Origin of the sequence: Novosphingobium percolationis, from assembly GCF_020179425.1 — a bacterium.
Lineage (GTDB): Bacteria > Pseudomonadota > Alphaproteobacteria > Sphingomonadales > Sphingomonadaceae > Novosphingobium > Novosphingobium percolationis.
In genome coordinates, this window is sequence record NZ_JAILYM010000002.1 from 638,869 (window position 1) to 656,957 (window position 18,089).

Sequence of the window (18,089 nt, forward strand, 5' to 3'; positions counted from 1 at the left end):
ACGGCGCGCGCAAAGTTCGGAAAAGGTGGGATGCCCGGTCATTCCTGCGGCACGTTCGAAAGCACGCGGGTCTTGAGGAAAGTGGCGGGATTGCCGCGATAGATGCCATAGGCTTCGGTCGAGGCGAACAGGCAACCACGCGCGGCGAGGACGGAACCTTCGGCCACGGTCACGCCGGGGCCGACGAAGGCTTCGGCGGCGATCCAGCTCAGGCGCTCGATGGTGACGGGGCGCAGCACGAGCTGGAAGTGGAAGTCGTTCACCCGGTGCGTGCTGGCGCAGATGTGCGCGCGCTGCGAGATCGTCACGTCGTCGCCGATCACGATGCGGCCCTGGTTGTAGAGCAGCGCACCCGGCCCGACAGTGACATTGCGCCCGCATTCGAGGTTGCCGGGGTGCCACACCGTGACCGAGCCATAAATGCGGCACTTGGGCCCCAGCCGGGCGCCGAACGCGCGCAACACGAAGGCGCGCCAAGCGTGGAGCGGCGGCGGGGTCCAGCGGCACAGCAGCAGCCAGGCGAGGCCCCAGGCCACGCGGAACAGGCGATTGCCGAGCGAGAACGAGGGCCCGCCTTCGCGGTTGCCGGTTTCTTGGGCGGAAAGCGGTTCGCTCACGGGGCTCGCGTTCCCTTGAAAGGAAAAGGCCGGAGCGAGCCCCGGCCTTTGTCCTTGTCGATCAGAGCGCCTCGGCGCCCGCGATGATCTCGATCAGTTCGGTCGTGATCGCAGCCTGGCGGCTGCGGTTGTACTGGATCGTCAGCTTGTTGATGAGGTCGCCGGCGTTGCGCGTCGCGTTGTCCATGGCGGTCATCGATGCGCCCTGTTCCGACGCTTCGCGTTCGAGCAACGCGCCGAACAACTGCGTCGTGACGTAGCGCGGCAGCAGTTCTTCGAGGATTTCCTCCTCGCTCGGCTCGTATTCGACCACTGCGCCGCCATCGGTGGTGGCGACGGGCGCGGGGACCGGGATCAGCTGGCTGGTGACCGGATCCTGCGACAGCGCGGTGCGGAACTTCGGCGCTACCAGGTGCGCGACGTCGAACGCGCCCGCTTCGAACATGGCAATCAGATCGTGCGCGATGGCGCTGGCTTCATCGAAGCCGGGCGTGCGCACGGTGCTGGTGTCGAAGTTCTTGGCGATGCCGTTCGGGAAGTCACGCTTGATCGGCGCGCGGCCCTTCTTGCCCACGAGGTAGAAGGTCACGTCCTTGCCCTGCGCGGCCAGGGCGCGCGCCTGGAGCTTGGCTTCCTTGACGATGTTCGAGTTGAGACCGCCGCACAGGCCCTTGTCGGTGTTGACCACGACGAGGAGGTGACGACGATCTGACCCGGTGCCGCGCATCAGCAGCGGCCCGTTGTCCTGCCCGGCCACCTTGGCGGCGAGGCTGCCCATCACTTCGGCGAGACGGCTGGCATAGGGGCGGGCGGCCTCGGCGGCAGCCTGCGCCTTGCGCAGCTTGGCCGCGGCGACCATCTGCTTGGCCTTGGTGATCTTCTGGGTCGACTTGACCGAGTTGATGCGGCCCTTGAGTTCCTTAAGCGAGGCCATGACGGCTCCTTATGGCCCGCCATTCCGGTACGAACGCCGGAATGGCGGAGATCCTCGTAACTATCAGGCGAACTGCTTGCCGAACGCGACGAGCGTTTCGATGACCTTGGCCTTGGCGGCGTCGGTCAGGTCCTTGGCGTCGCGGATTTCGGCGAGCAGCTCGGGCTTGTCGTTGCGCAGGTGGTGCAGCAGCTCGGCTTCGTATTCGGTCACGCGGTTGACCGGAACGCTGTCGAGGTAGCCCTGCGTGCCTGCGAAGATCACGATGGTCTGCTCTTCGAAGCCCAGCGGCGAGAACTGCGGCTGCTTGAGCAGCTCGGTCAGGCGCGCACCGCGGTTGAGCAGCTTCTGCGTCGAGGCGTCGAGGTCCGAACCGAACTGGGCGAAGGCCGCCATTTCACGGTACTGCGCGAGCTCGAGCTTGATCGAGCCGGCGACCTTCTTCATCGCCTTGGTCTGGGCCGACGAGCCGACGCGCGACACCGACAGACCGACGTTGATGGCCGGACGCACGCCCTGGTAGAACAGGCCGGTTTCAAGGAAGATCTGGCCGTCGGTGATCGAGATCACGTTGGTCGGAATGTAGGCCGACACGTCGCCCGCCTGCGTTTCGATGATCGGCAGCGCGGTGAGCGAGCCGCCACCGTTTTCGTCGTTCATCTTCGCGGCGCGCTCGAGCAGGCGGCTGTGGAGATAGAACACGTCGCCGGGGTAGGCTTCGCGGCCCGGCGGGCGGCGCAGCAGCAGCGACATCTGGCGATAGGCGACGGCCTGCTTGGAAAGGTCGTCGTACACGATCACGGCGTGCATGCCGTTGTCGCGGAAGAATTCGCCCATCGTCGCGCCGGTGTAGGGCGCGAGGTACTGCAGCGGCGCCGGCTCCGAAGCGGTCGCGGCGATGACGATGGAGTATTCCATCGCGCCGTTTTCTTCGAGCTGGCGAACGATCTGCGCGACGGTCGAGCGCTTCTGGCCGACGGCGACGTAGATGCAGTAGAGCTTCTTGCCTTCGTCGTCGCCCGCGTTGACGGCCTTCTGGTTGATGAAGGTGTCGATCGCGACGGCGGTCTTGCCGGTCTGGCGGTCACCGATGATCAGCTCGCGCTGGCCACGGCCGACGGGGACGAGGGCGTCGATCGCCTTGAGGCCGGTCTGCACGGGTTCGTGCACCGACTTGCGCGGGATGATGCCCGGCGCCTTGACTTCGACGCGCTGGCGCGTGGCGTTCTCGATCGGGCCCTTGCCGTCGATCGGGTTGCCGAGGGCGTCGACGACGCGGCCGAGCAGGCCCTTGCCGACGGGCACGTCGACGATGGTGCCGGTGCGCTTGACGACGTCACCTTCGCGGATTTCCGAGTCCGAGCCGAAGATCACGACGCCGACGTTGTCGGCTTCGAGGTTGAGGGCCATGCCCTTAACGCCGTTCGAGAATTCGACCATCTCGCCGGCCTGGACCTTGTCGAGACCGTGGATGCGGGCGATGCCGTCACCGACCGACAGCACCGAACCGACTTCCGAGACCTGTGCCTCGGCGCCGAAGCTGGCGATCTGGTCCTTGATGACCTTGGAGATTTCAGCGGCGCGGATTTCCATGTTCAGTCCTTCCTGAAACTTTATGCGGGCCGTTAGGCCTTCATCGCCTGGGCGAGAGAATTGAGACGGGTGCGGATCGAGCTGTCGATCATCTGGCTGCCGATCTTGACGACCAGCCCGCCGAGGATCTCGGGATCGACCGAAGCCTTGACCTTGACCGTGGCGCCTTCGCGCGCGGCGAGCTTTTCCGTGAGCGCGGCCAGCTGCGAATCATCGAGCGGATGCGCGGTGGTCACTTCGGCGGTCACTTCGCCGCGCATGGCGGCGGCGATCGTGACGAAGGCGCGCACGATGCCCGGCAGCGCCGAAAGGCGGCGGTTCTGCGCGATCACGCCAAGAAAGTTCTTCGTCAGCGGCGAAAGACCGAGCAGCCCCGCCACCGCATCGACGGCGCGCGCAGCATCGTCGCGGCTGACCTGCGGATTGCGGATCAGCGCGGCCAGATCCTCCGATTCGCGGATCGCGGCGGCGAGCTTTTCGAGGTCCGCCTCCACAGCGGCGACGAAGCCCTGTTCGTTCGCCAGTTCATAGAGCGCCGAAGCGTAACGCCCCGCCAAGCTGGCCGTAATGCCGCCGGAAATCTCCACGCGCCTGTGTCCCCTTAGTACCGATGAGCCGGGCAGGCACTCAATGCCGCGCAAAACACGCGACGGCCCGCAGACGGGGCGCGCCTAGCAACGTCGACCCCATCTGACAAGAGAGCAGATGGCCAAGGCCGGAATGCGCTGTGCAGACGTATGCAGGCGGACGGCTCCGTTCAGGGCGTCGGCTGGCAGTTGTAGCGCATCCGTTCGTTGGGTTCGGGGGGCAGCAGCGCCTTCACCGTCTGCTGTGCCGTGCCGAACTGGCGGGCGGCGTCTTCGCCCGCGCCACAGGCCGGCGCAGACAGCTTCGCGCGCGCCGCACGCGCCTGCGTCATGGCGTCCAGGCCCATCAGGAAGCGTTCGACGGTATAGGCGCGGCTGGCCGGATCGTAGTGCGTGACCGAGATCGTGTCCTCGCCCGATGGCACCAGCACACGGGTCCAGCCGTCTTCGGCAAGACCGTATTGTGTGCGCCCATTGACGCAGCCGTCGGCGCTCCAGTCGAGCGGAACGTCGGTGATGTCCGATACGGTGACGCGGCTGCGGGCGGTGTCGATCACGCAGGTCATCTTGCCCGATCCATCGGCGGATTCGGGCGCGGCGCTGGCCGAGGCGCTGGCTTCCGGCTCTGCCAGCATATCCGAGGCGCGTTCGTCGATGCTGGTAAGCGAAGGGCGCAGGACCCACGCGACAATGGCCGCGAGCACGAGCAGGGCGGCCACGACGCCGAATGCCTTGGCGGCACGGCCTTCGTCGCGTTGCGCCTGAAGGAAGGCCCAGCCGCCCATGGCGAGCGCGCCGACGAGCAGCAGCGCGGCGAGCGCGAGGCCGTTGTCGCGTTCGGACAGGATGGCGAGTTCGGCATCGCGGCGCGCCTTGTCCTGCGCGCGCTGGCGCGATTCGAGGCGGGCCTGCGCTTGCGCGGCGTCGCGGGCCTGCTGGTCCATCGCGCGGCTGGCGTCCGCACGGTCGAGATCGGCGATCGAGGTGCAGGGCAATCCGCTGGTGTGGGGCTCGACCCCGGCTTGCCGCAGGAAGCTCGCCAGCTCGCGCATCGAGATCGCGAAGTAGAAGGCCGAATCGGTGCCGTTGTCGCTGACCGTGCCGAAGCTGTTCACGCCGACGACGCGGCCGCACGAATCGAGCAGCGGCCCGCCCGAATTGCCCGCACCCAGCGGCGCGGTGTGGAGCAGCGTGTCGAACTGCTTCGACGAGCGCCCGGCCGAGACATAGCCGCGCGTCTTGACCGCCGCTTGCGGGGTGACGAGATCGGCCATCGACAGGCCCTGCGCCATGTCGACGTTGCCGGGATAGCCCACGGCGAAGACTTCGGCGCTGTCCTGCACCGCGCCCGGATAGAGCGTGGCGGCAGGCAGCATGCCCTTTCCATCGATGCGCAGCAGCGCGAGATCGTTGCGCGGGGAATAGGCGACGAGGCTGGCCTGCACCCCTGCGCGGCCCTCTGGCGGGACGACGCCGACGATCAGCGAATCGTCCTGACGCAGCTGTTCGACGACGTGCGCATTGGTGACGACGAGGTTGGGCGCGACGGCAAAGCCGGTGCCGTGGCCGACGATGCTGGCACGCGTGCCGTCCGTCTGGAGCATGACCACGCGCACCACGCTGCGGCTGGCAGCGGCGATGTCCGCCGGATCTGCGAGAGCCGGGCGGGCGATGAGCAGCAGCCAGAGGGCGGCGACGAGGCGGGCGACCGTTTTCGACATGCGCGGACTTCTTGCCGCGTTTCGCTTTGACCGCAAGCGGCGGGACGCGGCGCGCGCGTCGGGCGGATAGTCTTTTCGGCAGGAAGGAGACCTGTCATGACTCAAGCGATGATCGAGGCGCTGGACGAGGAGGAATGCTGGACCGCCGTGCGGCTGCGCGACCGGGCGTTCGACGGGGGTTTCGTGACCGGGGTGCTGTCCACGGGCATCTATTGCCGCCCCAGTTGCGCGGCGCGGCATCCCCGGCGCGAGAACGTGCGCTTCTTTTCCGACGGTGCGGCGGCGCGGGGGGCGGGCTTGCGGCCCTGCCTGCGCTGCTGCCCCGACGATGTGGCGCGGGATGAACGCGCGGTGCTGGCGGCGATCGCGGCGATCCGGGGGGCAGAGCAGCCGCTCGCGCTGGGCAATCTGGCGGCGCGCGCGGGCTATTCGCCGACGCACTTTCAACGGGTGTTTGCAAGGCACACCGGCCTGTCGCCCGCCGCCTATGCCCGCGCGCTGCGCGCCGAGCGCATGACCGAGGCGCTGAGCGACACGGGCCGCGTGACCGATGCGATCTATGAGGCGGGCTTTTCGGGACCGTCGCGGTTCTATGCCGCGAGCGAGGGGAGATTGGGCATGGCGGCTTCGGCGTGGGTCAATGGCGGGCAGGGCGTGACGATCCGGTGGGCGGTGGTGGCGACCTCGCTGGGGCAGATGCTGGTAGCAGCGACCGACAAGGGCGTGTGCCGCCTCTCGTTCGCGGAAGGGCCGGAGGCCTTGGCGCGGCGCTTTCCCAAGGCCGAGCTGGTCGAGGGCGGCGAGGACTTTGCCGCGCTGCTGGCGCAAGTCGTGGCCGCCGTGGAGACGCCGGGAAGCGGGAGCCACATCCCGCTCGACGTGCGTGGCACCGCCTTTCAGGAGGCAGTGTGGCGCGAGCTTCAGCGCATTCCGCCGGGCGAGACGCGCAGCTACGCCCAGATCGCGGCGGCGGTGGGCAAGCCCGGGGCGGTGCGCGCGGCGGGCAGCGCGAACGGGGCGAACGCCGTGGCCGTGCTGATCCCGTGCCACCGGGTGGTGCGCTCGGACGGGAGCCTTGGCGGCTATGCCTATGGGCTGGCGATCAAGCAGGAGCTGCTGGACCGCGAAAAGCCTTAACGGCGCGGGCGGTTTAGGGCAGGCTGCGCTTCAACGACAAAAGGGGAGAAGATCATGGCATTCGCACTCGAACCCGGCTGGCCGCAGACTCTGGGCGAAGCCTTTGCGCACATCGGCAAGGTGACCGCGCCGGGCGTGGACGATTTCAAGATCATGTCGCTGGTCGAAGCGGCGAGCGAGACGCTGTATCGCGTGACCGCGCAAGGCACGGACCATGCGGGCGTCATCGACCTGCTCCACCACAACGGGCGTGAGGAAATGGTCCATGCGCGCCGCGCGGCGCAAGTGGTCACGTTGCTGGGCGGGGGCGATTTCGCACCGCCGTCTGCCGAGGAAAACCCCTACCTCGCTGCCGGGGCCTTGCCCTTTTCCGAAGTGACGCCCGAGGCGTTGCGCAAGCTGGCGCAGGGCGAGTTCGGCGGGCAGGCGCTGTACGAGGGCTGGGCGGCGAGCCTGGACCATGCCGAAGCGGCGGCGCTGCTGCGCCAGAACGGCGCGGAGGAAGTGGACCATGGCAACCGCCTGATGCAAGCGGCGGCCTTGCTGGAGAGCTGAGGCGGATGGCGAGCGAATCGGGCGATGCGGGGTTGTTCTAGCCGGTCAACCACTCGGTCGTGATCTCGCCCCTGTGCCCCTCGGGCGCGAGGGCGGCGCGCAGTGCTTCGAGCAGAGGCGGCAGAGCTTGCGTGAAGGCGTAGGGCGGGTTGACGATGAAGAGGCCCGCGCCGTTGTAGAGGCCGGGCTGATCGGCATCGTACAACCAATGCTCCACCCCCAGGAATTTCGGGATGCCGCGCTTGCGCAGCTGGTCCTTCCACCGCCCGTGCGTGGCGCGGTCCTTTAGCGGATACCAGATCACCGTCACGCCATGCGCCCATTTGCGGTGAGCAGCGGCGAGCGTGGCGGTGATCCGTTCGCGTTCGTCGGTCTGCTCGTAAGGCGGGTCGACCACCACTACGCCGCGCGGGGTTCGCGGTGGCACCATCGCCAGCCACAGCTCGTAGGCGTCGCGCTCGTGCACGGCGGCGGATGTGCCACGCATCGCGCTGCGCAGGGCATGGACGTCTTCGTGATGCTTTTCATTGAGGATCAGCAAATCCTGCTGGCGCAGCAACTGCGCCAGGATCTGCGGAGAGCCGGGGTAGAGCAGCGGCTCGGCCCCGACATTTACCGCCCGGACCGCAGCGCGGTAGTCGTCCAGCAAGGGGTTTGCGTCGGCAAAAGCCCGCAGCACGCCCTGTGCGGCCTCGCCGGTACGCTGTGCCGCGTCGCCGTGAAGGTCGTAGAGCCCGCAGCCGGCATGGGTGTCGATCAGGGTCAGCGCGCCTTCCTTGATCTGCAACGCGCGCACGAGGGCGATCAGCAGGCTGTGCTTGACGACATCGGCGCTGTTGCCGGCATGGAAGGAATGGCGATAATTCATCGTGATTCAAAAACCCGGACAGCCTGTCTTCATCCGCACTGGCGGGCGTGGAAGCCGAGCGCAAGGCGGATGAAGTGACCAATCCGGTGCCCGTTACAGAGTCGGGTGGAAACCTTCAAAGCACTTCTGCGCGAGGCCTCACGCCTGGCGCGCCCAGCCCGGTTCGGCGGGCTCCAACGTGGCGAGGAAAGCGTCGGCGCTGGCGAGGGTTTCGGTGCGCTTCTCCTCGCTCATGCGGCGCCAGTTGGCGTAGGGTTGGGCGAGGCGCGGGTTGCGGCCGAGCTTGCCTTCGTTGCGGGCGAGGAAGTGCCAGTAGAGCGCGTTGAACGGGCAGGCCTGCGGGCCGGTCTTGAGCTTGACCTTGTAGGCGCAAGATCCGCAGTAATCGCTCATCCTGTCGATGTAGGCACCGCTCGCGGCATAGGGTTTCGACGCGAGGCGGCCGCCGTCGGCGTGGAGCGCCATGCCGGCGACGTTGGGCAGTTCGCCCCATTCATAGGCATCGGCATAGACCGCAAGGAACCAGTCGGCGACCTCAGCGGGCTTGAGGCCTGCCAGCAGCGCGAAGTTGCCGAGCACCATCAGCCGCTGGATGTGGTGGGCATAGGCGTTGTCGCGCGTGGTGCGCACGGCTTCGGACAGGCAGCGCATCTTCGTTTCGCCGGTCCACCAGAAGTCGGGCAGCGGGCGATGCGCGTCGAGGTGGTTGGCCGTGGCCATGCCCGGCATGTCGAGCCAGTACATCCCGCGGATATATTCGCGCCAGCCGATGATCTGGCGGATGAAGCCTTCGACCGCCTCGATCGGGGCGCGGCCCGCGTGGTATTCGGCCTCTGCCGCGCGGCAGATGTCGAGCGGGTCGAGCAGGCCGAGGTTGATCGCGGGCGCGAGCAGGGAGTGGAACACGAAGTCCTGCCCTGTCACCATCGCGTCCTGCCAGCGACCGAAGTGCGGCAGGCGCTTGTTGATGAAGTGCATGCACAAAGCTTGTGCGGCAGCCCGCGTCACCGGCCAGCAGAAGTTATCCAAAGTACCGAAATGATTGGAAAATCTCTGTTGGACAAGCGCGATCACCGCAGAGCTTGTTGAATCTTGTGCAAAGTGGGGCGGCACGGGGAAGGTGGCGCCCGGTTCCGGTCCGGCGCGGTTTTCGGCGTCGAAGTTCCAGCGCCCGCCGACCGGCTTGTCGCCCTCCATCAGCAGGCCGGTCTTGCGGCGCATGTCGCGGTAGAACCACTCCATGCGCAGTTCCTTGCGCCCTGCCGCCCAGGCATAGAAATCGGGCAGCGGGCATATGAAGCGCGTGTCGGGCAGCACGCGCAGGCGCACGGGCAGATCGGTGCGCCATTGCTCCATCGCCTGCCGCAACCGCCATTCGCCGGGTTCGGTGACCTGCACCCCGCGCGCACCGTGGCGAGCGACCGCGCGCGCCAGTTCGCCGGTGAGGGCGCCGGTGTTGGCGGGATCGTCGAGTTCGACGTAATCCACGTTCCAACCTGCCTCTCGCAGTTCGGCAGCGAAGTGACGCATGGCCGACAGCACGAGCGCGATCTTGGCCTTGTGGTGGCGGACGTAGGTCGCCTCGTCCATCACTTCGGCCATGAGCACCACGGTATCGTCGGGGTGACGGTCGGCGAGGCTGGAGAGGGCGGGGGAGAGCTGGTCGCCGAGGATGAGGACGAGGACCGGGCCGGATCGGTCGGCGCTCATGCCAGCAGCGCGCGCCATTGGGTCAGGATCGTGTCGAGTGCGAAGGCGGGATTGGCGGCGACCTGCGGCCTTGCCCCATCGCGCCAGGCCTTGATGCGGGCAACCACGGCGGGCAGGTCGCGCGCGTCGAGCCGTTCTTCGGGCGAAAGCAGGTCGACCGCCGCGCCGAAATCGTGCGCGAGGGCGGGCGTGCCCAGCGCATGGGCTTCGGCGAAGACGAGGCCGAAGGTTTCGGGCACTTTGGCCTGTGGGCCGAACAGGCACAGCGCGCCCGCCAACTCGGCATGGAGCCGGTCTTGCGGCAGCGGTCCGAGAAAGGTCACGCCTTCGGGCGCGGCGGCATTGTCGGCCACGTCGTAGGCGGGCGAGGCGATGAACAGTTGCATCGAGGGGATCGCGGCGCGCACGGCGGCGAAGGCCGCCAGCACCTGTTCGATGCCCTTCCACGGGGCAGAAGCGAACAGCAGCCGGTCGCGGTCCACCGGTGGGGCCGGGGCGGGGCGGAGGACGACGACCGGGTTGTAGATGACGCGGATGTCGGGGCGGAACAGGGCGGGGAACAGCCGGTCGCGTTGCAGCGCCTCTGCGATATTGGCGGCGTGCGCGGGCGAGACGCAGACGCGGGTGACGCCAACCATGCGATAGATCAGCGCGCGCATCTCGGCGCGCAAGGCCCCGCGCGGGCCGCTGTCGAGATCGACCCAGTCGTGCAGCCACAACACGATGCGCGCGCGGGCATTGCGGCGGCGCAGGCGCGGGGCGAGCGCATCGTGGCGCTGGATGACGATGGCATCGGCTTGCGCGGCGAGGCGGTCGAGCTGGTCCCACGGCTGCCAGTTCACGCCGCCGCCCGCGTGGGGCGTGGCGCGCGCGTGCTGGACCACGTCGATCGTGAAATCGGCGGCTAGGCCGATGGCCACGCGCACCAGCGTTGCTTCGCTGCCGCCGATGGCGTGCGCGGGGTTGCCGGGCGAGGTTTCGTCGTAGGCGACCTCGGACTGGCTATCGACGAAAAGGAGGCGCCTGTGGGGCTTGGGGAGGGGCATTCACACGAAGCTATAGGGATCGACGTCGACCGCAACCCTGACTCCGGGGGCAAAACGCAGGGGTTCGAGCCATTGCCGGATCACGCGCTGCAGTTCTGTGGAGCGGCGCGCGTTGATCAGCAGGCGGTAGCGGTAGCGCCCGCGCAGCAGGGACAGCGGCGCAGGCGCGGGGCCGAGGATCAGCACGTCGGGCAGGCGTGGCGCGGTGCCGCCGATGGCGCGCGCGGCGTCGCGTGCCTCGGCTTCGTCCTCGCTCGACACGATGATCGCGGCCCAGCGGCCGAAGGGCGGGGCATTGGCATCGCGCCGGGCTTCGGTCTCGGCGGCGTAGAAGGCATCGCGGTCGCCGCTGGCCAGCGCCTCGATCACCGGGGCGTCAGGGTGGCGGGTCTGGATCATGACTTCGCCGGGCTTGTCGCCTCGGCCCGCGCGGCCCGCTACCTGCGCGACCTGCTGGTAGGTGCGCTCGGCCGCGCGCAAGTCGCCGCCTTCAAGGCCCATGTCGGCGTCGATCACGCCCACGAGGGTGAGGTCGGGAAAGTGGAAGCCCTTGGTGACGAGCTGGGTGCCGACGATCACGTCGATGGCTTTCGCTTCGGCCTGCGCGACGAATTCGGCGGCCTTGGCCGGGCTGGTCAGCGTGTCGGAGGTGACGAGCGCGACGCGCGCGTCGGGCAGGATCTGGGCCACTTCATCGGCGATGCGCTCCACGCCGGGGCCGCAGGCGACCATGCAGTCCTTTTCGCCGCATTCGGGGCAGGCATCGGGCCGGGGGATCTCGTGCCCGCAATGGTGGCAGGCGAGGCGGCGCGAGAGGCGGTGCTCGACCAGCCAGGCCGAACAGTTGGGGCACTGGAAGCGATGGCCACAAGTGCGGCACAGCGTGAGCGGGGCATAGCCGCGCCGATTGAGGAACAGCAGGCTCTGCTCGCCCTTGAGCAGCCGATCCTTCAGCGCTTCGACCAGCACGGGGGCGAGCCAGTGGCCGCGTTCGGGCTGCTGTTCGCGCAAGTCCACGATGCGGATGTCGGGCATCGTCGCGCCGCCGAAGCGGCTGGGCAGGACCAGCCGTTCGTAGCGCCCGGCATCGGCCATGTGCAGGCTTTCGAGCGCGGGGGTAGCGCTGGCGAGGACGACCGGAACCTGCTCGAAATGGGCGCGCATGACCGCGACGTCGCGGGCGTTGTAGCGCACGCCATCATCCTGCTTGAAGCTGATTTCGTGCGCTTCATCGACGACGATCAGGCCGAGCTTGGCAAAGGGCAGGAACAGCGCGGACCGCGCGCCGACCACGACTTTGGCCTGCCCGAACGCCACTTGCCGCCAGGCGCGGCGGCGTTCGGAGGATTTGAGCGAGGAGTGCCAGGTGACGGGCGGTACGCCGAAGCGCGCCTCGTACCGTTTGAGAAACGTTTCGGTCAGCGCGATTTCGGGGAGGAGGACGAGCACCTGCCGCCCGGCCGCGATCGCGGCGGCGATGGCCTCGCTATAGGTTTCCGTCTTGCCAGAGCCGGTGACGCCGTCGAGCAGGAAGGGCCGGAATTCGTGTGCCCGGACCGCTGCCACCATCTTGCCTGCCGCTTCGGCCTGTTCGGGCGCAAGGTCGGGCACGGCGTGGCGCGGATCGGGTGCGGGGTAGGGCCGATCGCTATCGACCAGCACCGCTTCGAGCATGTCGGCATTGACCATGCCGCGCAGGACGGCCTCGGAAACACCAGCGATTTCAGCGAGTTCTCGGATCGTGCCCTGCTGGTCGTTCAGCAGGTCGAGCGCCTGCGCGCGCTGCGGGGTGAGGCGTGCCGGTTCGTGGCCGGTGAGGCGGTATTCGGTGACGGTGCCGCCCCCGCGCAGCGCGGCATTGCTCGACAACGCCATGCGCGCGACCGAGGCGATGCTGGTGACGTAGTAATCGGCGCACCATTCGATCAGGCGGCGCAAGGGCGCGGGCAGCGGCGGGACCGGGAGCACCTGCAGCAGCGGGCGCAGCTTGGCGTCCGGAACTTCGCTGGCGGGGAGGCGTTCGGCCTCCCATACCACGCCCACGATCTGGCGCGGCCCCAGCGGTGCGACAACGACGCTGCCCGGCTCCACCGCCATGCCATCGGGCACGCGATAATCGAGCGGCCCGAGGGCGGCGTTGAAGACGAGGCAGCGGACGCGGTTCATCGTGGGGACTGCATATGGCGGGCATCACCCGTGGACGAAAGCCCGCCGGGGCAAAAAGAGGAGACGTACCATGGCCACCCACTCGCAAGTGCTGACCCGTCGCAGGCTGATGATCGGATCGGGCGCGATGGTGGGGATGGGCGCGCTGGGGCTGGCTGGCTGCGCCGGTTATGGCGGGTTCTCGCTGGTGGAAGTGGTGCGGCGGCTGCTGCAGCTATCGGCCAACCGCGCGTTCGACCGGCTGCTGGCGCCGGGCGGGTTCTGGGACGACCAGATGGCGCGGCTGGTGCTGCCGCAGCAATTGGGCAATCGCGGCGGCATGTTGCAGCAGATGTTGACCGGGCCGCTGTTCAAGGACCGGCTGGCGCGCGCCTTCAACGACATGGCCGAGCGCGCCGCCTATCGCGCGGCGCCCGCGGTGACCGAGGCGATCCGCGGCATGGGCGTGCGCGATGCGCTGGCGCTGATCCGGGGCCGCCCCGACGAGGCGACCAACTATTTGCGCGGCGAGATGGCGGGGCGCCTGATCGACGTGATGTTCCCGCAGTTCGGCGACCTGCTGCACGCGACGTCGGACCCGCTGGTGGGCCAGGCGCTGCAACTGGCGACGGGGGTGGACGTGAACGGCATCGCCAACGATCTGGCGCGGCAGGCCGACGACGCGATCTGGCGCTCGATCGGGCGCGAGGAAGCCGAGATCCGCCGCAACCCGCGCGGAACGAACGACCCCCTGCTGGAGCGCGCGTTCGGCGGCAGTTAAGTCGCAGTCAGGCCCCGGGCTCAGCCGCCCGGGGTGGAGTTGGCCAGCGCGTCGAGCTGGGCGGTGCAGCCGTTGTCGGCGAGCACCGTCGCGACGCCGAGCGTGTCGCTGGGCAGGCTGGCCAGCATGCGGATGCGGATCATCACCGTGCGGCCCACGGGGCTGCGGAAGGTGTAGTTCTGTCCGTCCATCGGCATCAGCCCTTCGGCCGGCCAGAGCTTGAGCGGGTTGCCCGCGCTCCAGGTGACGTCGGCCATCGCGCCATCGGGGCCGGTGAGCCTGCCCATGCCGGTTTCGGCGGCATCGGGGCGCCACAGCACGATCTGCTTGGGATCGGCGGCGCAGAACGTGCCGCCCTTGGTCACGTCGAGATACCAGATGCTGTCGGGACCGCTGTTGGGCGTGGCCGCATCGGTGGGCGCGCTGCGCACCGCCCCGGTGCGCACGCGTGCGCCGCCCGGCGTCGTGGCCATCTGCGCCATCGCGAGCGCGCTGGCCTGGTCGCGGCTGACGGCGGCGTTGACCGGGAACGAGCCGGGGCCGTTGACGACGCGCGTGCCCGACTTGTCGATCACGGTCACGTGGTCGCCCGCTTTGAGCGAAAGCGTGCCGTTGGCGGGCAGCTTGCGGCCCATCGGATATTGCGCGGCAGATGGGCCGGTCGAGCGGACGACCACGGCCTGCGCCATGGCCGCGCTGCCGGCGACGAGCGCGAGCGCGCCTGCGGCCAGAGCCAGGGGCTTGCGGAGCTTGGCGGGATCAACCCAGGACATGACTTTCTCCTTCGTGCGCATTCATCAGGCGGGCGGCAAGATTCGCCAGCGCCGGATCAGTGGTAGCCAGTTTGGCGATTCGCGTTGTGACATCACGCACGGCGGCGTGATTTCCCGCGCGGTGCGCGGTGACCAGTTCTTCGGCGAGCGCGGCGTCGCGGGCATCGCCTGCGGGCAGCGGTTCGAACACTTCGACCGGCGTCGCCCGGCCGCGCAGGGTGACGGTGCCCATCGGGCGCACGCGCGGGCGGCTGGCGGCATCGCCCAGGTGGTCGAGCGCCTCGCGGCTGATGAGGACGGTGGTGTCGAGCGGCTTGTTCGCGCTTTCGAGGCGGGCAGCGGTGTTCATGGCATCGCCCAGCGCGGTGTACTGGATGCGGCCTTCGCCGCCGAAGTTGCCGACGATCGCCTCGCCGAAATGGACGCCGACGCGGGTGCGGCCGATGGGGGGCACGCCTTCGGGCACGGCGCGGCGGAAGGCTTCGCCTGCTTCGTACATAGCGACGGCGGCGGCAATGGCGCGCTCGCCGTCATCGGGCTTGGACAGCGGCGCACCCCAGAATGCCACCACGGCATCGCCCACGAACTTGTCGAGCGTGCCGCCATATTGCAGCACCACGGCGGACAGGCGGTCGAGATAGTCGTTGAGCAGGCGCGCGATCATTTCCGGTTCGACCGCGTGGGTCAGCTTGGTGAAGCCTTCGAGATCGGAGAACAGGCAGAAGATCGCGCGCTTTTCGCCGTGAAGCTGCAGCCGTTCGGGATTGCGCATGATCTCGGCTGCGATCGAGCGCGGCAGGTACTTGCCGAGCGCGCCTTGCGCAAATTCGCGCTGCGCGGCGTTGAGCGCGCGCAGGGCCGAGCTGACCGCGAGATAGCCGAGCAGCCAGCCGACAAGCCAGCCGATGGCGGGCAGGTGGATCGTATCGAACCGGGCGCGTTCCAGCACGAAGGGCAGGCCGAACAGCAGCACGAACTGGACCAGCACGCCGATCACCAGCAGCCAGGTGCGCGCGCGCGACAATGCGCTGAGCGCGCCGAGGCCTACCGCGATCAGGGCAAAGCCTGCGAGCGCGACGCCCGGAATGCCGCGCGGCAGCGCGTGGTCGAGCAGTTGCGACAGCATCGCGGCGTGGATGGCGACGCCGATCGTCTGCGTTTCGCCCATGATGCGGGTGTTGGTGCGCGTGAACGGCGTATCGAACAGGTCGAAGTCGGAGAAGTGCGCGCCGACCAGCACGTAGCGGCCCCGGATCTGCGATTCGGCGAAGGGCGCGGTTTCGGGATCGGCGAGGAAGTCGATCGGCACTTCATCGAAGACGGGACGGTCGCTCGACGCCGGGCGGCGGAAGCGGATCGGGCCGGTGTAGCTGGCAAAGCGCGGGTCGGCATCGGCAGTATGCTGCGTCATTGCCACGCTCAACAGAGCGGGCATTCCCGGCTTGCGAGCGGGCCAGCGGCGCGCGACGTTGTCGACATCGTTGGCGAGCAGGATCGAGGCGGGCTGGACGGTCGGCCCGCGCACGGCGGCGATCGTGGCGCGCAGGTCCTGTTCCTGTTCCCAGGTGATCTGTTCGGGGCTCGCCTTGTTGGTGGTGAAGGCGAGGAACACCGGGATCGGCATGTCCTTGAGCGCGGCGCGGAGCACCGGGTCGTCGGGCTGCGGGCTGTCGAGCAGCACGTCGACGCCGACCGCCTTGGCGCCGAGCTTGCCGATATTGGCGAGCGCCTGCGCCATGACGGTGCGGTCGACCGGCGAGATCTTGCCCGTCTTGCGGTTGGTGTCGGGCGTGTAGACAACCAGCGTCACGCGCTTGTCGGTATCGACGGCAGGGGCCAGCGTGGCCGCGCGCAGATCGTAGAGCGCGGCTTCGGCATCGCGCAGCAGCGGCAGGCGCCAGCTGCCGAGCGCGGCGGCGATCGCGACGGCCAGCAACAGCACCATGACCGCGATCCGCTGCGCGCCCAACTGGCGCAGGCCGGCGCCCAGCCGTTGGGCAAGCGTGACGCGGGTCTGGTCCTGGCTGTCGGGCATCGCTTCCCCTGACTCATCCGGTCCGCATGGGAGCCGTTCTGGCGTCCCGACGGCTTAAGGCCCGCCGCGTGCTTCGTGCAAGCGGCGATAGTGCCTAAGACGAACCTAAACGAAGGTTGACGCGGTGAAATGTTGCCGAGGGGATGCGCGCGGGTTGCCGCGTTCAGAAGCCTTCGAAGCGCACCGCCTCCGACAAGGGGGCGCGAGGGACCGGGAACTGGTTGATCGGGTCGGCGGCGTCACGCTTGCCGATCGACAGCCCGCAGAAGAACACGTGGTCCTCGGGGATATCGACGCACGCGCGGATCTGCTTCTGATAGAGCGCCCATGCCTCCTGCGCGCAGGAATCGAGGCCTTCCTCGCGCAGCAGCAGCATCACCGTCTGCAGCCACATGCCGATATCCGACCACTGCGGCGGGCCCATGTAGCGGGGGGTGTGGACCAGCATCAGCACCGGCGCATCGAAGGCGCGGAAATTGGCCATGAAGCGGCTGAGACGGCCCTTCTTGTCCTCTCGCGGGATGCCGAGCGCGGCGTACATCGCCTCACCCACGCCGAAGCGCCGTTCGGCATAGGCGCCGTCGAGTTCTGGCGGGTAGATCGCGTATTCGGGCGCGTGGGCCTTGGATCCTTCGGGGATCACCGCAGCCGTGGCGGCGAGCAGGCGGGCGAGCGGTTCGCCCGCCAGCACGACCGCGTTCCACGGCTGGGTATTTCCGCCCGACGGCGCGCGCTGCGCCTTTTCCAGCACGCGCTGGAGCACGGCCTGGTCGACCGGATCGGGCAGGAAATTGCGGATCGAGCGGCGGCTGGCGACCGCTTCGGAAACGTCCATGGTCATGGTGGGGCCGCGTGCCTTCAGAAGCCGAGGAAGCGGACGTTGCCGTCGATCGGCTCGCGCTCGCGCGGGAAGTTGTTCACCGCCTCGTCCTCTTCGCGGTAGCCGATGGCGATGCCGCAGAACAGGATGTGGCTTTCATCGGACACGCCGATGTGATCCTTGATGAGCCGGGCATAGAGCGCCATGAATTCCTGCGGGCAGGAATCGAGCCCTTCTTCGCGCAGCAGCAGCATGATCGTCTGCAGCCACATGCCGGTATCCGACCACTGCGGCGCGCTGTTGCGGCGGTCCATGTAGCACACCAGCAGGGCAGGCGCGCCGAACGAGGTGGCGTTCTTCTGCATGAACTCCATCCGGGCGTCCTTGTCGCTACGGCCGATTTCCATCGCAGTGTACATCGCCGCGCCGACCGCCTGCAGGCGCGCCTTGCATTCGGGGATCACTTCGGGATCGGAGAAGCTGTATTCGATCGGGTCCTGCGGCGGGCTCTGCAGGATCTTGGCCTGCAGCGCCTTGAGCGGCTCGCCGGTCAGGATCGTGGCTTCCCACGGCTGGAAGTTGCAGCCCGACGGCGCCCAGCGCGCCTTGTCCATCACGCGGCGCAGCGTTTCGAGCGGAACAGGCGTATCCTTGAACGCGCGGATCGAGCGGCGCGACAGGACGGCATCGGAAACGGTGGCGGACGCGGCGGTGGCGGCGCGCCCTTCGAGCGTGGCGGTGGTCATGACTTGGGACTCTCCCCCGAA

Annotated in this window: 16 protein-coding genes; 3 read left to right on the top strand and 13 right to left on the bottom strand. The window is 68.4% G+C overall.

The window, feature by feature from the left end; genetic code table 11:
• Positions 1-38: 38 nt before the first annotated feature.
• The 5 genes from K3A84_RS07525 to K3A84_RS07545 all read right to left on the bottom strand — a co-directional run bounded on the left by K3A84_RS07525 (position 39) and on the right by K3A84_RS07545 (position 5,452).
• Positions 39-617 (bottom strand): LbetaH domain-containing protein, encoded by a 579-nt coding sequence (locus K3A84_RS07525; protein ID WP_225008702.1) that lies wholly within the window; start codon positions 615-617, stop codon positions 39-41.
• Positions 618-678: 61 nt separating this feature from the next.
• Entirely contained in the window at positions 679-1,551 is an 873-nt protein-coding gene (locus tag K3A84_RS07530) for a F0F1 ATP synthase subunit gamma (RefSeq protein ID WP_225008703.1), read from the bottom strand.
• 63 nt (positions 1,552-1,614) lie between these two features.
• On the bottom strand, positions 1,615-3,144 hold the full coding sequence (atpA, locus tag K3A84_RS07535; RefSeq protein ID WP_225008704.1) for a F0F1 ATP synthase subunit alpha: 1,530 nt from the start codon (positions 3,142-3,144) through the stop codon (positions 1,615-1,617).
• 32 nt (positions 3,145-3,176) lie between these two features.
• Complete coding sequence (locus K3A84_RS07540) at positions 3,177-3,731, bottom strand: F0F1 ATP synthase subunit delta (protein ID WP_225008705.1); 555 nt, start codon at positions 3,729-3,731, stop codon at positions 3,177-3,179.
• A gap of 170 nt (positions 3,732-3,901) precedes the next feature.
• Positions 3,902-5,452 carry a S1C family serine protease gene (locus K3A84_RS07545; RefSeq protein ID WP_225008706.1) on the bottom strand — a complete coding sequence of 517 codons (1,551 nt, stop codon included), beginning with the start codon at positions 5,450-5,452 and terminating at the stop codon, positions 3,902-3,904.
• Positions 5,453-5,548: 96 nt separating this feature from the next.
• Between K3A84_RS07545 and ada the strand changes: the two genes are divergently transcribed.
• Positions 5,549-6,589 (top strand): bifunctional DNA-binding transcriptional regulator/O6-methylguanine-DNA methyltransferase Ada, encoded by a 1,041-nt coding sequence (ada, locus tag K3A84_RS07550; RefSeq protein WP_225008707.1) that lies wholly within the window; start codon positions 5,549-5,551, stop codon positions 6,587-6,589.
• A gap of 54 nt (positions 6,590-6,643) precedes the next feature.
• Complete coding sequence (locus K3A84_RS07555; protein WP_225008708.1) at positions 6,644-7,144, top strand: ferritin-like domain-containing protein; 501 nt, start codon at positions 6,644-6,646, stop codon at positions 7,142-7,144.
• Positions 7,145-7,181: 37 nt separating this feature from the next.
• Here K3A84_RS07555 and K3A84_RS07560 read toward each other — a convergent pair whose 3' ends face one another.
• The 4 genes from K3A84_RS07560 to K3A84_RS07575 all read right to left on the bottom strand — a co-directional run bounded on the left by K3A84_RS07560 (position 7,182) and on the right by K3A84_RS07575 (position 12,934).
• Complete coding sequence (locus tag K3A84_RS07560; RefSeq protein ID WP_225008709.1) at positions 7,182-8,012, bottom strand: 23S rRNA (adenine(2030)-N(6))-methyltransferase RlmJ; 831 nt, start codon at positions 8,010-8,012, stop codon at positions 7,182-7,184.
• Between the two features lie 138 nt (positions 8,013-8,150).
• A complete protein-coding gene (locus K3A84_RS07565; protein ID WP_225008710.1) occupies positions 8,151-9,722 on the bottom strand; it encodes a cryptochrome/photolyase family protein in 1,572 nt (523 codons plus the stop codon).
• Entirely contained in the window at positions 9,719-10,768 is a 1,050-nt protein-coding gene (locus K3A84_RS07570) for a glycosyltransferase (RefSeq protein ID WP_225008711.1), read from the bottom strand. The genes K3A84_RS07565 and K3A84_RS07570 overlap by 4 nt, the downstream gene beginning before the upstream one ends.
• A complete protein-coding gene (locus tag K3A84_RS07575; RefSeq protein WP_225008712.1) occupies positions 10,769-12,934 on the bottom strand; it encodes a primosomal protein N' in 2,166 nt (721 codons plus the stop codon). It abuts the gene before it with no gap.
• A 70-nt stretch (positions 12,935-13,004) separates the two neighbouring features.
• On the opposite strand from K3A84_RS07575, the gene K3A84_RS07580 reads away from it, so the two are divergent.
• Positions 13,005-13,694: a DUF4197 domain-containing protein gene (locus tag K3A84_RS07580; RefSeq protein ID WP_225008713.1), complete on the top strand. Its 690-nt coding sequence runs from the start codon at positions 13,005-13,007 to the stop codon at positions 13,692-13,694.
• A gap of 20 nt (positions 13,695-13,714) precedes the next feature.
• Here the strand turns inward: K3A84_RS07580 and K3A84_RS07585 are convergent, their stop codons facing one another.
• The 4 genes from K3A84_RS07585 to K3A84_RS07600 form a co-directional block, all read right to left on the bottom strand.
• A complete protein-coding gene (locus K3A84_RS07585) occupies positions 13,715-14,467 on the bottom strand; it encodes a hypothetical protein (RefSeq protein WP_225008714.1) in 753 nt (250 codons plus the stop codon).
• Positions 14,454-16,502, bottom strand: coding sequence for an adenylate/guanylate cyclase domain-containing protein (locus K3A84_RS07590; protein ID WP_225008715.1), 2,049 nt, complete (start codon positions 16,500-16,502; stop codon positions 14,454-14,456). The genes K3A84_RS07585 and K3A84_RS07590 overlap by 14 nt, the downstream gene beginning before the upstream one ends.
• 163 nt (positions 16,503-16,665) lie before the next feature.
• Positions 16,666-17,337, bottom strand: a complete 672-nt coding sequence (locus K3A84_RS07595; protein WP_225008908.1) for a nitroreductase — start codon at positions 17,335-17,337, stop codon at positions 16,666-16,668.
• 23 nt (positions 17,338-17,360) lie between these two features.
• Positions 17,361-18,068, bottom strand: a complete 708-nt coding sequence (locus K3A84_RS07600) for a nitroreductase (protein WP_225008716.1) — start codon at positions 18,066-18,068, stop codon at positions 17,361-17,363.
• Between the last annotated feature and the right edge of the window lie 21 nt (positions 18,069-18,089).